The 12608-nt window shown below is 68.7% G+C and carries 11 protein-coding genes and 1 pseudogene; 9 read left to right on the forward strand and 3 right to left on the reverse strand.

What is annotated here, in order from left to right; translation table 11 throughout:
• Nucleotides 1-82 precede the first annotated feature (82 nt).
• The gene (locus tag QNO21_RS03950; protein WP_257519395.1) at nt 83-1132 is read left to right on the forward strand and encodes a DUF2776 family protein; all 1050 of its coding nucleotides are present in this window, start codon (nt 83-85) and stop codon (nt 1130-1132) included.
• Between the two features lie 90 nt (nt 1133-1222).
• Nucleotides 1223-1792 carry a YceI family protein gene (locus QNO21_RS03955; protein WP_257517109.1) on the forward strand — a complete coding sequence of 190 codons (570 nt, stop codon included), beginning with the start codon at nt 1223-1225 and terminating at the stop codon, nt 1790-1792.
• A 96-nt stretch (nt 1793-1888) separates the two neighbouring features.
• Here the strand turns inward: QNO21_RS03955 and QNO21_RS03960 are convergent.
• Nucleotides 1889-2617: pseudogene (locus tag QNO21_RS03960) on the reverse strand (DMT family transporter); the annotation flags it as partial.
• A gap of 386 nt (nt 2618-3003) precedes the next feature.
• Here QNO21_RS03960 and rpsO point away from each other — a divergent pair.
• On the forward strand, nt 3004-3273 hold the full coding sequence (gene rpsO / locus QNO21_RS03965; RefSeq protein ID WP_257517254.1) for a 30S ribosomal protein S15: 270 nt from the start codon (nt 3004-3006) through the stop codon (nt 3271-3273).
• A gap of 111 nt (nt 3274-3384) precedes the next feature.
• On the opposite strand, the gene QNO21_RS03970 is transcribed toward rpsO, so the two are convergent.
• On the reverse strand, nt 3385-4572 hold the full coding sequence (locus tag QNO21_RS03970) for an acyltransferase family protein (protein ID WP_257519393.1): 1188 nt from the start codon (nt 4570-4572) through the stop codon (nt 3385-3387).
• 168 nt (nt 4573-4740) lie between these two features.
• On the opposite strand from QNO21_RS03970, the gene QNO21_RS03975 reads away from it, so the two are divergent.
• The 3 genes from QNO21_RS03975 (at nt 4741) to QNO21_RS03985 (ending at nt 7853) form a co-directional block, all read left to right on the forward strand.
• Nucleotides 4741-5934 (forward strand): LLM class flavin-dependent oxidoreductase, encoded by a 1194-nt coding sequence (locus QNO21_RS03975; protein ID WP_257519583.1) that lies wholly within the window; start codon nt 4741-4743, stop codon nt 5932-5934.
• Complete coding sequence (locus tag QNO21_RS03980) at nt 5931-6575, forward strand: FMN reductase (protein WP_257519392.1); 645 nt, start codon at nt 5931-5933, stop codon at nt 6573-6575. The genes QNO21_RS03975 and QNO21_RS03980 overlap by 4 nt, the downstream gene beginning before the upstream one ends.
• A gap of 90 nt (nt 6576-6665) precedes the next feature.
• A complete protein-coding gene (locus QNO21_RS03985) occupies nt 6666-7853 on the forward strand; it encodes a N(5)-(carboxyethyl)ornithine synthase (protein WP_257519391.1) in 1188 nt (395 codons plus the stop codon).
• A 43-nt stretch (nt 7854-7896) separates the two neighbouring features.
• Here QNO21_RS03985 and QNO21_RS03990 read toward each other — a convergent pair whose 3' ends face one another.
• Nucleotides 7897-8073: a DUF5302 domain-containing protein gene (locus QNO21_RS03990; protein WP_257494958.1), complete on the reverse strand. Its 177-nt coding sequence runs from the start codon at nt 8071-8073 to the stop codon at nt 7897-7899.
• A gap of 326 nt (nt 8074-8399) precedes the next feature.
• Between QNO21_RS03990 and QNO21_RS03995 the strand changes: the two genes are divergently transcribed.
• The 3 genes from QNO21_RS03995 to QNO21_RS04005 all read left to right on the forward strand — a co-directional run bounded on the left by QNO21_RS03995 (nt 8400) and on the right by QNO21_RS04005 (nt 12589).
• Nucleotides 8400-10670 carry a polyribonucleotide nucleotidyltransferase gene (locus QNO21_RS03995; RefSeq protein WP_257519390.1) on the forward strand — a complete coding sequence of 757 codons (2271 nt, stop codon included), beginning with the start codon at nt 8400-8402 and terminating at the stop codon, nt 10668-10670.
• Nucleotides 10671-10899: 229 nt separating this feature from the next.
• Nucleotides 10900-11928, forward strand: a complete 1029-nt coding sequence (locus QNO21_RS04000) for an aldo/keto reductase (RefSeq protein ID WP_306813540.1) — start codon at nt 10900-10902, stop codon at nt 11926-11928.
• Between the two features lie 61 nt (nt 11929-11989).
• The gene (locus QNO21_RS04005; protein ID WP_257519388.1) at nt 11990-12589 is read left to right on the forward strand and encodes a histidine phosphatase family protein; all 600 of its coding nucleotides are present in this window, start codon (nt 11990-11992) and stop codon (nt 12587-12589) included.
• Nucleotides 12590-12608: the final 19 nt, after the last annotated feature.

The following is a 12608-nucleotide window of genomic DNA, read 5'->3' on the forward strand; positions in this document are numbered from 1 at the left end:
GCTCTTGCGGCAGGGTGCGCGCGGTCCTACCTTGTAGCCCTCCGCACCGCGGTTCGGCGGTGCCGGCGGAAGGACATGTCGCATGAACTTCGGTGTCAGCATCCTGTTCCGCGCCATCCCGCTCCTGATGGGAGCGGTCTGCCTCAGCTTCGGCTGGTACGTCTTCGCCGGGGGCGACGACCCTGCCCACCGGACGGCGGGCCATGTGCTGATGGCATTGACGGCCATCTGCATCGCACTGTTCACCACGGCCGCGATGATCATCCGCCAGCTGACCCGCACCTTCGCTCCGATCTGGAAGGTGGTCCTGCCGGTGCTCGGTTACGGAGTCGCAGCCGCCACCGCGATCTGGGGGCTGGTCATCCGCGGCGGGCCATCGAACGCCGACTTCGTCGCCGGGCACGTCGTGTTCGGCGTCGGGCTGATCGCCGCCTGCGTCACGACGGTCGCCGTCGCCTCGAGCGCGTTCACACTGATCACGGACAACGCGGCCCGCCGGCACGAGGACGGCGCTCCGGACGGTGCGTACGGCAGGGCTGTCATGGTGGGACTGATCTGCATCCCGGCGACGGCCGCGCTGGTGCTGGTCGTCTGGGCGGCGGTCCTGCTCACCGATTCGGCCGAGGCGCCCCGCTACATCGCCGGTCACGTCATGATCGGCCTTGCGGCCATCTGCGCCAGCCTCATCTCCCTGGTGGCCACGGTCGGCCGGCAGGTGCGCAACGAGTTCGACGAGCCCGAGCGCTGGGCGTGGACGAGCTGGGTGCTCGCCATGGGCACCCTCGCCGTCGTCTGGGGGCTGGTCGTGCTGTTCGGCTCGGACCGGCCCGAGCGCCTTGCGCCGGGCTGCATTCTCATCGGGCTGGGCATGATCTGCTACAGCGTCGTCTCGAAGGTCTTCTTGCTGGCCGCGGTGTGGCGGCGGCATTTCGAGCTGGCGAACCGGGTGCCCCTCATCCCGATCTTCACGTGTCTGGCGTGCCTGTTCTTCGCGGCGTTCCTGGCCGAGGCGGCCACCACCGACCCCGGGCTCTTCATCCCCGCGCGCGTGCTCACCGGTTTGGGGGCGGTGTGCTTCACGCTGTTCTCGATCGTGTCGATCCTCGAAGCGGGGACCTCGGGAAAGTCCTGACCCAAAGATCCATTCACGGGAATAGATGCCGGAAAACGGTCGTTGGGCGTGACAGACCGCCGGACAGCCCGGCGCACGATGGAGGACGCCATGACCGAAGCGACGAACGCAACCACGATCGAGATTCCCGGCTACAAGGCCGGCACCTGGGTGCTCGACCCCTCGCACAGCGAGGTTTCGTTCAGCGTGCGCCACATGATGATCTCGAAGGTGCGCGGTACGTTCGACGTCAAGAGCGGCACGATCGTGGCCCCCGAGAACCCGCTCGGCGTGCGCGTGACCGCCTCGGCCGACGTCGCGTCGGTGAACACGAAGGACGAGGGACGTGACGCCCACCTGCGCTCGGCGGAGTTCTTCGACGCCGAGAACCACCCCACGCTCGACTTCGTGTCGAACGCCGCGCGGCTCGTCGACGGCGACTTCCTGATCGACGGCGATCTGACGATTCGCGGCATCACGCGGCCGGTGACCTTCGAGGTCGAGTTCGGCGGCTTCGGCACCGACCCCTGGGGCAACTACAAGGCCGGAGCCACGGCCAAGACGGTCATCAACCGCGAGGACTTCGGTCTCACATGGAACGCCGCGCTCGAGACCGGCGGTGTGCTGGTGGGCAAGGACGTGACCATCACGCTCGACCTGCAGGGTTCGTTCCAGGCCTGACCGTCGTCGCCTCCGCACCCGCAGGCGGTTCTGCGCGAGCAGGATGCCCAGCAGCACCAGCACCGCCCCGGCGGGCTCGTTCCAGTGCAGGGTCTCGCCGAGCAGGACGATGCCCAGCGCCACCCCCACGACCGGCGTGATGTAGGTGACCGTCGACGCGCGGGTGGGGCCCCAGGCTCGCAGAACGTTCTGATTCCAGATGTAGGGGACCCCTGTGCCGAGGCACCCCAGTGCCAGCAGGCTGAGCACGATCGGCACGTCCAGGCGCACAGGGCTCTGCGCCACGACAGGCGTGAGTGCGAGCATGATCGCGGCGGCGATGCCGATGTTGAGGAACGAGAAGACCAGCGCGCTCATTCCGGAGTTCGACAGGAATCGCCGCATGTACGCGAGGCTGAAGCCGTAGCAGGCTGTCGCGCCGAGGATCGCGAGCTGTGCGAGCAGGCTCTGGGTCAGATCCAGTCCCTGCCACGGCGCGATGATCACCATGACCCCGGCAACGCCGACGAGGATGCCGGCGATCTGAGCGGCCTTGAGCCGCTCGACGCGGAACACGGCCCAGGCCATCACCGCGGTCATGATCGGCGTCGTCGCGTTGTAGATGCTCGCAAGGCCCGACGTGACGTACTGCTGCGCCCATGAGAAGAGCAGGAACGGCGCGACGCAGAACGACAGGGCGAGCGCCGTCATGTGGCCCCAGAGGCGCAGTCGACGGGGAAGATGCTCCCGCCGCAGCGCCACGAACACCCCGAGGGTCAGCGCCCCCAGCACGAGCCGGGCCCAGACGACCTGAGCGGGGGAGACGCCCTCGAGGGCGACCTTCATGAACAGGAAGCTCGATCCCCAGATGATCCCGGTGAGCAGGAACTGCACGGTCAGTGCAGCCGCCCCCGGTTGACGCAGCGGCCCCGACGGCGGTGCGGCGGGCGAGGTCGGTGTGACGATCGGGACGGGTGCGGTGCTCACGCGGCGACTCTAGGCCCGGGGTGGGACACGGGGAGCGGGCGGACGGTGCGTCGACCGGAATCCGCCGACGAACGTCCGGATCCCTGCGGCCGGTCGCCGACGGCGCCGGCGATGACGTCGGCCCGGATGCTGCCGGTGCTGCCGGGCTGATAGACTTTCCAGGTTGCCGTTAGATCGGCCGCGGATAAAGAGAGCCCACGCATCAGGCGTCGGGCGCCGCGCAACGAGGAGAGAGGGGATCACCTATGGCACTGGAAGCAGAAGTCAAGAAGGCGATCATCGAAGAGTACGCGACGCACCCCGGTGACACCGGATCCCCCGAGGTGCAGGTCGCGATGCTGACGCAGCGCATCAAGGACCTCACCGAGCACCTCAAGGAGCACAAGCACGACCACCACTCGCGTCGTGGGCTGTTCCTGCTCGTCGGTCAGCGCCGTCGTCTGCTCGGCTACCTCCAGGACATCGACATCGCGCGTTACCGCTCGCTGATCGAGCGTCTCGGACTGCGCCGCTAAGTCGCAACCAGCGTTCAATCGCACAAAACTTCTTGAGGGCCGTCCCAGGTGTGGGGCGGCCCTCGTCGTTCGTGCGGGGGATTCCGGCGCGGTGCAGGCAGGCCGCGGGCGTCAGGCTCCGCGTCGACGCGGGCCGGCGCCTGCGGAGCGGGGCGGCTCGGGGGTGCGGCGCGAACCGGTGGGGTCGCTGCCGCGACCCTCGCGGGCGGCGAGCGCAGGGTCGGCGAACAGCCAGCGCGGCCGAGGCTCGACGAAGGGACGGAAGACGGTGCGCACGGGCCGCGTCGCCAGGCCGAGGGCGATCGCCACCGACAGCACCGCCACCACCGGCAGCCAGAACCACGCGGGATCCAGCTGCTGCAGCACGCCGGACTCGCGGAAGGGGTAGAGGACGAACGAGTGCAGCAGGTAGATGTACATCGTGTACTGGCCGAAGTGGGTCCACCACCTGTCGCGCCGGGGGACGAGCACGAGGAAGGCGGCCGTCAGGATCAGGGCGACCACCATGAGCAGCAGGCGTACCCCACCCGCCCACCACTGGGCGGCGCCGAGCTCGGCATAGCCGGTGTCGTAGAACATCCACGCCCGCAGGTCGAGGGTGCGCCACTCTTCGACGAAGAACCACGTCGCCCAGGCCGCGACCGAGATGACGCCGAGAGCGCCGGCCACCACCCACCACGGTCGTGACCGCAGCAGGTCGAAGCGCGCGATGACGTCGCGGTCTCGCAGCCACCAGCCGAGCGTGAAGAAGAACAGCAGCCCGAGGGTGCGCGCCAGCGAGAAGGTCGAGTCCAGGTTCGGGAGGTATCCGGCGCCGATCGAGATGGCCGCCGTCCACAGCAGGGGCTTCTTCAGCAATGCCAGGTACGGCAGCAAGACGCGGAAGATCCCCAGGGCGAGCAGGAACCACAGAGTCCACGACGGCTGGGTGGGATTGGGGTTGGCCGCCCCTTCGACGAGCCACTTCGTGAGGGTCCAGAGCCCTTCGAAGATCAGGTACGGCACCAGGATGTCGGTGATGACGCGGGCCATCTGGCGCTCGCCGAGCGCACCGGCCTTGGAGAAATAGCCCGAGATGATCGCGAAGGCCGGCATGTGAAAGGCGTAGACAAGCAGATACGCCGCCTGGGCGAGATCCGAGTCGTAGGTCAGGCGCTGCGTCGCGTGGCCGAACACCACAAGCACGATGCAAGCGAAGCGGGCGTTGTCCCAGAAGGGCACGCGCTGCTTCGGTCGCGCGGCGCCGGGCTTCGGCCGAGCCGATGCCGGTCCGCCGCCATTGTGTGCTGCCTCGTCCATCGCGGGCCACACTACCTGCGGAGCCGCCGGGGTCACCGGGGCCTGCGCGCGCGGGAATAACCTGGTAGCGCACGCGTTGGAGCGGATACATTCATTTGCATGGAACGGGTGCCGATCGGCATCCGGGAGCGGAGAACGACCGTGGACGACATGAGCACCGGCACACAGATGCAGTTCGGCATCTTCACCGTGAGCGACATCACGCAGGACCCGACCACGGGGCGCACTCCCAGCGAGGCCGAGCGGATCCAGGCGACCCTCACGATCGCCGAGCACGCCGAGCAGGTGGGGCTGGACGTCTTCGCGCTGGGCGAGCACCACAATCCGCCGTTCTGGTCGTCCTCGCCCACAACGACGCTGGCGTACATCGCCGCACGCACGCGACGACTGATCCTGTCCACGGCGACGACGCTGATCACCACCAACGACCCGGTGAAGATCGCCGAGGACTACGCGATGCTGCAGCATGTCTCTGGCGGCCGCATGGACCTCATGCTCGGCCGTGGCAACACCGGGCCGGTCTACCCCTGGTTCGGCAAGGACATCCGGCAGGGCCTGCCGCTGGCGGTGGAGAACTACGCGCTTCTGCACAAGCTGTGGCGAGAGGACGTCGTGGACTGGGAGGGGAAGTTCCGCACCCCGCTGCAGGGCTTCACGTCGACGCCGCGGCCGCTCGACGGCGTCGCTCCGTTCGTCTGGCACGGCTCCATCCGCACTCCGGAGATCGCTGAGCAGGCCGCGTACTACGGTGACGGCTTCTTCGCCAACAACATCTTCTGGCCCGCCGAGCACTACCAGCGACTCATCGACCTGTATCGCCAGCGCTACGCCCACTACGGTCACGGCACTGCGCAGCAGGCGATCGTGGGCCTGGGAGGCCAGGCGTTCATGGCGAAGAACTCCCAGGATGCCGTCGCCCAGTTCCGGCCGTACTTCGACAACGCGCCCGTCTACGGCCACGGTCCGTCGCTGGAGGATTTCAGCGAAATGACCCCGCTGACAGTGGGCTCGCCGCAGCAGGTCATCGACCGGTACGCCGGCATGCGCGACGTATTCGGCGACTACCAGCGTCAGCTGTTCCTGATGGACCACGCCGGCCTTCCGCTGAAGACGGTGCTCGAGCAGCTGGACTTCCTCGGCGGAGAGGTCGTGCCGGTGCTGCGTCGCGAGTTCGCTCAGAACAGGCCGGACGACGTGCCCGATGCCCCGACCCACGCCGCCCGCGTGGCCGAGGTCTACGGCGACGCCGCCCCGCGCGAGGCGCGCCCGCGCGCCAACCGCGGCGACAACCTCAGCGGTCCCTCCCCCTATCAGGACGCTCCGTCCGGTGCCGCCTTCGGCCTGAGCGGGGGTGCGCGATGAGCGACCGCCGCATCGCCGTCGTCTCGGCGGGACTGTCGAACCCCTCCTCGACGCGCATGCTCGCCGACAAGCTCGCCGCGGCCACCCGGCGCGAACTGGGCGAGCGCGGTGAGGAGGTGCGCATCGACACCGTCGAGCTGCGCGACCTCGCCCACGACATCACCAACAACCTGCTGACCGGCTTCGCTCCGCCCGCCCTGGAAACGGCGATCAACACGGTGGTGTCGGCCGACGGCCTCATCGCCGTGACCCCGATCTTCTCCACCAGCTATTCAGGGCTGTTCAAATCGTTCATCGACATCCTCGACCCCGATGCGCTCACCGGCATGCCGGTGCTCATCGGCGCCAATGCCGGGACCCCGCGTCACTCTCTCGCGATCGACTACGCCATCAGGCCGCTGTTCACGTACCTGCACGCCGAGCCGGTTTCCACCGGCGTCTTCGCCGCATCGAGCGACTGGGGTGCGCCCGCCGATGAGGTCGCCCCGCTCGCCGCGCGCGTGGACCGCGCCGCGCGGGAACTGGCCGACGCCGTCGCTCGCCGCACGACGCGCAGCGAGGGGGACCCGTTCGATCCCGCCACCTATCTGGGTGAGGGGCGTTCCTTCGGGCACCTGCTGGGCGGGCTCGCGGGGGAGTAGGGTCCCACGCCCGGCGGAGCGCGGCCGGCACGTCGCTGGTAGCGTCGGATCACGGTGTCCACCCGGCCCCGCGACGGGAAGAAGGCGACGATGGCGACGCAGCACCCTCTCACGTTGGGCGTCGTCGGCGCCTCACTCAAGCCCGACGAGCGCCGCGTGCCGCTTCACCCCGACCACCTCGAGCGGATCCCCGAGGACCTCCGTGCGCGGATGCTGTTGGAAGCCGGCTACGGCGAGCGCTTCGGGATCTCCGACGACGAGCTGCGGCCGATCGTCGGCGCAATCGTGGACCGGGGAAAGCTGTTCGAGGCGGCCGATGTGCTGCTGCTGCCCAAGCCGCAGCACGCCGATCTGCGCGGAATGCGCGACGGCCAGGTGCTCTGGGGCTGGCCGCACCTCGTGCAGGACGAGGAGATGACCCAGCTCGCCCTCGACAAGCACCTCACCGTCATCGCGTTCGAAGCGATGAATCACTGGAATGCCGACGGCTCGTTCGGTCTGCACGTCTTCCACAAGAACAACGAGCTCGCCGGGTACTGCTCCGTGCTGCACGCTTTGCAGCTGTGCGGCTCGACGGGGGACTACGGCCGGCGGCTGACGGCGGTCGTCATCGGGTTCGGAGCCACGGCCCGGGGCGCCGTGACCGCCCTGCGGGCTCACGGCGTGCAGGATGTGCGCGTGCTCACCAACCGGGCGACGGCGTCGGTCGCAGCGCCCATCCACGCCACTCAGATCATCCAGTTCGACCACGACGGACCCGACACGAGCGAGGTCATCACCGACGAGGGACGCGTGCCGCTGGCGGCCTTCCTCGCCGAGAGCGACATCGTCGTCAACTGCACGCTGCAGGACCCCAACAAGCCGCTGGTGTATCTGAAGACGACCGACCTCGCCGCGTTCCGTCGGGGGAGCCTCATCGTGGACGTCTCATGCGATGAGGGGATGGGGTTCGAGTGGGCGCGGCCGACGAGCTTCGCCGACCCGATGTTCACCGTCGGTGGCTCCGTCAACTATTACGCCGTCGACCACAGCCCGTCGTACTTGTGGAACTCGGCGAGCTGGGAGATCAGCGAGGCGCTGCTGGGCTTCGTTCCCACGGTCATGGCCGGGCGGGCCGCATGGTCCGCCGACGAGACGCTCTCGCGGGCTATCGAGGTGAGCGACGGCACGGTGCACAACGAGGCGATCCTGGAGTTCCAGAACCGGCTGCCGGACGCGCCGTACGACGTGCGGCCGGCCGGGAGACCGGCCGCCGGCAACGGGCCCGCCCAAGGGTGAGGGGCCCGACCGCGCGTGCGGCGGGCCCCCCGGTTGCGGTGTGTCAGCCGCTCTTGCGGCGGAACTCGCGGCGGGTCACGGCGCCGTGGGCGCCGTGCACGGCGGAGTCGCCGTCAAGGTGCGCCTCACCGTTGCGGGTGTGTGCGTTCTTCTTGTCGAGCGCCTCCTTGAACTTGCGCTTCATCTCCTCGGAGGCTGCGGACGTGTCATCGGTGCTCATGGGACCAGCCTACGCAGGGCGCACCCGTCGCGGGTAGCGGGCGTACCGTCTCGCAGACGCGTGACAGGCGGCGCCTGCTAGGCTCGGTCAGGGTGCCCTTGTGGCATCCGCTCAATCGAATACTGAGCTCAGGGAGCAGGCCCGGCAGAAAGCTGGTCCCCTGTGGTGGATTCCCGTCCGAAATCGGACGGTGGTCTTCTACTGGTGGCCAGCGCAGGCGGACCTGCGGACTTGTTCCGCGCGCCCATATCTGCCTGTTCCTGCTCCTTCGAACGATCTCGTGCGCGAAACGCGCGTGCGAGTCTAAACAAAGAAGGAGAGACCTCTTGGAAGGTCCTGAAATCACCGCCGCCGAAGCCGTCCTGGACAACGGACGTTTCGGCACCCGCACCATCCGCTTCGAAACCGGCCGCCTCGCGCAGCAGGCGCAGGGCGCCGTCGCCGCCTACCTCGACGAGGAGACGATGCTGCTGTCGGCCACCAGCGCCGGCAAGCACCCTCGTGAGGGCTTCGACTTCTTCCCGCTGACCGTCGACGTCGAAGAGCGTTCGTACGCCGCAGGCAAGATCCCCGGCTCGTTCTTCCGCCGCGAGGGCCGCCCCTCCACCGAGGCGATCCTGGTCTGCCGTCTCATCGACCGCCCGCTGCGCCCCTCGTTCGTCGAGGGCCTGCGCAACGAGGTGCAGATCGTCGTGACCGTGCTCTCGATCGCCCCGGGCGAGTACTACGACGCGCTCGCGATCAACGCCGCCTCGCTGTCCACCCAGATCTCCGGTCTGCCCTTCTCGGGTCCGATCGCCGGCGTGCGCCTCGCGCTCATGCCCGGTCACGGTGAGCACGCCGACCAGTGGATCGCCTTCCCCAAGGTCGAGCAGATGGAAGAGGCCGTCTTCGACCTCATCGTCGCCGGCCGTGTGCTGCCCGACGGCGACGTCGCGATCATGATGGTCGAGGCCGAGGCCACCGAGAACAGCTGGAACCTGATCAAGGCCGGCGCCACCAAGCCCAGCGAGGAGATCGTCGCGCAGGGCCTGGAGGCTGCGAAGCCCTTCATCAAGGAGCTCGTCGGCGCGCAGAACGTGGTGGCCAACACCGCCGCGAAGGAGATCAAGCAGTTCCCGGTCTTCCTGCCCTACAGCCAGGAGACGTACGACTTCGTCTCGGCTCGCGCGCACGACTCGCTCGTCCCGATCTACCAGATCGCCGACAAGCAGGAGCGTCAGGCCGCCGATGACGAGCTGAAGGACCGCGTCAAGGCCGAGCTGATCGCCGCGACCGAGGCCGGCGAGCTGCCGGCAGCGGCACCGCTGGAGTTCTCCGCCGCCTACAAGTCGGTCACGAAGAAGATCGTGCGCGATCGCATCCTCTCCGAGGGTGTGCGCATGGACGGTCGTGGCCTGGCGGACATCCGTCCGCTGGACGCCGAGGTGCAGGTCATCCCGCGCGTGCACGGTTCGGCCATCTTCCAGCGCGGCGAGACCCAGATCCTGGGTGTCACCACGCTGAACATGCTCAAGATGGAGCAGCAGATCGACTCGCTGTCGCCCACGACGAGCAAGCGCTACATGCACCACTACAACTTCCCGCCCTACTCGACCGGTGAGACCGGCCGTGTCGGCAGCCCCAAGCGTCGCGAGATCGGGCACGGCTTCCTCGCCGAGCGCGCCCTCGTGCCGGTGCTGCCCAGCCGCGAGGAGTTCCCGTACGCGATCCGTCAGGTCTCCGAGGCGCTGAGCTCCAACGGCTCGACCTCGATGGGCTCGGTGTGCGCGTCGACCCTGTCGCTGCTGAACGCGGGTGTGCCGCTGCGCGCTCCGGTCGCCGGCATCGCGATGGGTCTCGTCTCGGCTGAGGTCGACGGTCAGACCCGCTACGCGGCGCTGACCGACATCCTCGGTGCCGAGGACGCCCTCGGTGACATGGACTTCAAGGTCGCCGGCACGAGCGAGTTCGTCACCGCGATCCAGCTCGACACGAAGCTCGACGGCATCCCGTCGTCGGTGCTGACCGCCGCGCTGCAGCAGGCCAAGGACGCCCGTATGACGATCCTGAGCGTGCTGAACGCCGCGATCGACGGCCCCGACGAGATGGCGCCGACGGCTCCGCGCGTGATCAGCGTGCAGATCCCCGTCGACAAGATCGGCGAGCTGATCGGCCCCAAGGGCAAGACGATCAACGCGATCCAGGATGAGACCGGCGCGCAGATCTCCATCGAGGAGGACGGCACCGTCTACATCGGCGCGACCGACGGCCCCGCGGCCGAGGCCGCTCGTGCCCAGGTCAACGCGATCGCCAACCCCACCAACCCGGAGGTCGGCGAGCAGTTCCTCGGCACCGTGGTGAAGCTGGCCGCGTTCGGTGCGTTCATCTCGCTGCTGCCCGGCAAGGACGGCCTGCTGCACATCAGCGAGGTCCGCAAGCTCGCCGGCGGCAAGCGCGTCGAGAACGTCGAAGACGTGCTCGGCGTGGGCCAGAAGCTGCTGGTGCGCATCACCAAGATCGACGATCGCGGCAAGCTGTCGCTGGAGCCCGTGGTGGAGGAGAGTGCCGCCGAGGCCGCTCCCGCCGAGGCCGCTGAGGTGCCTGCAGAGGCCTGATTCCGATCACGCGCGAACACCCGTCTCTCCTGTGGAGGGCGGGTGTTCGCCGTTTGTCCCCCGTATGGCGGACACACGCGCACGTTGTGACCAGAACGTTATGCAAAGTTCACCCGACGTGCAGAGCAATGGCCGGGCGTGTCCCAGGCCTGGCTTACCCTCGAGATAAGCGCCGGGGGCGTGGACGAAACGGCTCGGGTCCTGCGAGGGATCCGTGGGGGGGTGTGACATGGGTTTATTCGGCGTCGGCCCGACGGATACGTCGACGCGCCTGCCCGCGGCCCCGGGCGGCCATCCCTCTGCTCCCATCCCCGTCATGGGGCCGCCGGTGGGAACCGGCGTGCGCACACCACTGGGGGAGTCGGGGCTGTCGGTCTTCCCGTTCATCCTGGGCGGCTCCGAATTCGGGTGGCACGTCGATCTGGAATCCAGTCACGCCATCCTCGACGGCTACCTCGAGCTCGGCGGTAACGCGGTGCACACCTCCGACTCCTATGCCGGCGGCCGCAGCGAGCACATCCTCGGCCAGTGGATCCACTCGCGGGGTCTGCGCGACGAGGTGGTCGTCTCGGTGCGCGTGGGTGGCCATCCCGAGCACCCGGGGCTCGGCCCCGTCAACCTGGTGCGTGCGGTGGAGGCATCGCTCACCGCATTGCGCACCGACCGCATCGACCTGCTGTACCTCGACGGCGGCTCCGACCGCACCACTGCCCTCGAAGATGCTCTCGCCACGGTGCAGTGGCTGGTCGAGGCGGGCAAGGTGCGTGCCGTCGGCGCGTTCGGCTTCACCGCTCCCCAGCTGGTCGAGGCGAGGATTCTCTCCTCTGCCGGTCTGCCGCGCCTGACCACGCTCGACGTGCCCTACAACCTGCTGCGTCGGACTGACTTCGAGGGCGACCTTCGCCTGGTCGCCGGGGCGCAGAGCATCGCGGTGACCCCCTCGCAGACGCTCGAGCACGGCTTCCTCGCCGGGCACCACCGCTCGCGTTCGCGGGTAGGGGCCTCCGTCCGTGGGGCGCAGCTGGCCGCGAGCATCAATCGCCGCGGCACGCGCACGCTGAAGGCCCTCGACGCCCTCGGTGCCGAGCTGGGCGTGTCCGACGCCGCCGTGGCCCTGGCGTGGGTGCTGGCGCAGAAGACGGTCGTGGCTCCGATCGTCAACGTGTACTCCCCGTCCCACGTCGGGGAGCTGGTGCAGGGCGTGGGCGTGAAGCTCGGGCGCAGCCAGCTCGCCGAGCTGGCCCGCGCGGCGGCGTGATCGCCTGACATAGGCTGGAGAATGCGCCCGGCAGGGCGATTCCCCCGACGAAGTGAGAAGCGTGACGCAATACCTCTACCTCGTGCGACATGGAGAGCACATCGATGCCGAGCACGGCATCGATGACGGCCCCCTCTCGCCGCGCGGTCAGCGCCAGGCTTCGCTTCTGGCCGACCGCCTGTCGGGGGTGCCGCTGACCGCGGTGTGGCATTCGCCCCTGGAACGCGCCGCAGAGACCGCCCGCGCGGTCGCCGATCGTCTGCCGGCCGTGTCGCCGCAGCCGAACGGGTTGCTGTTCGACTGCGTCCCCACCGGTATGTCCGAGGACACCCCGGCCGTGTACGAATCCTTCTTCGGCTCGTACACCGAGGCCGAGACCGAAGCCGGATCGGCGCAGATGGCCGACGCCGTTGCCGAGTTCCTGCGTCGGAAGCCCGACGCCCACGAACTGATCATCACTCACAACTTCGTGATCGCCTGGTTCGTCCGCGAGGTGCTGCAGATGCCGGCGTGGCGGTGGCTGACCCTCAACCAGGCACACTGCGGGCTGACCGTGGTCGCCCAGCGCAGCGGGCGCCCCTGGACGCTCATCTCCCACAACGACCTGGGCCACCTGCCGGTCGAGCTGCGCACCGGACTGCCCGAGCTGCCGCCGGTCTGATACCGATCCGGTAACACCT

The sequence above is a fragment of the Microbacterium sp. zg-Y818 genome, from assembly GCF_030246905.1.
In the GTDB taxonomy this organism is placed as follows: Bacteria; Actinomycetota; Actinomycetes; order Actinomycetales; family Microbacteriaceae; genus Microbacterium.

Excerpts from the sequence above, each read along its gene's own strand:
- QNO21_RS03950 (WP_257519395.1), top strand. The coding sequence starts at position 83 with ATGAACTTCGGTGTCAGCATCCTGTTCCGCGCCATCCCGCTCCTGATG.
- QNO21_RS03955 (WP_257517109.1), top strand. The coding sequence starts at position 1,223 with ATGACCGAAGCGACGAACGCAACCACGATCGAGATTCCCGGCTACAAG.
- rpsO (WP_257517254.1), top strand. The coding sequence starts at position 3,004 with ATGGCACTGGAAGCAGAAGTCAAGAAGGCGATCATCGAAGAGTACGCG.
- QNO21_RS03970 (WP_257519393.1), bottom strand. The coding sequence starts at position 4,572 with ATGGACGAGGCAGCACACAATGGCGGCGGACCGGCATCGGCTCGGCCG.
- QNO21_RS03975 (WP_257519583.1), top strand. The coding sequence starts at position 4,741 with ATGCAGTTCGGCATCTTCACCGTGAGCGACATCACGCAGGACCCGACC.
- QNO21_RS03980 (WP_257519392.1), top strand. The coding sequence starts at position 5,931 with ATGAGCGACCGCCGCATCGCCGTCGTCTCGGCGGGACTGTCGAACCCC.
- QNO21_RS03985 (WP_257519391.1), top strand. The coding sequence starts at position 6,666 with ATGGCGACGCAGCACCCTCTCACGTTGGGCGTCGTCGGCGCCTCACTC.
- QNO21_RS03990 (WP_257494958.1), bottom strand. The coding sequence starts at position 8,073 with ATGAGCACCGATGACACGTCCGCAGCCTCCGAGGAGATGAAGCGCAAG.
- QNO21_RS04000 (WP_306813540.1), top strand. The coding sequence starts at position 10,900 with ATGGGTTTATTCGGCGTCGGCCCGACGGATACGTCGACGCGCCTGCCC.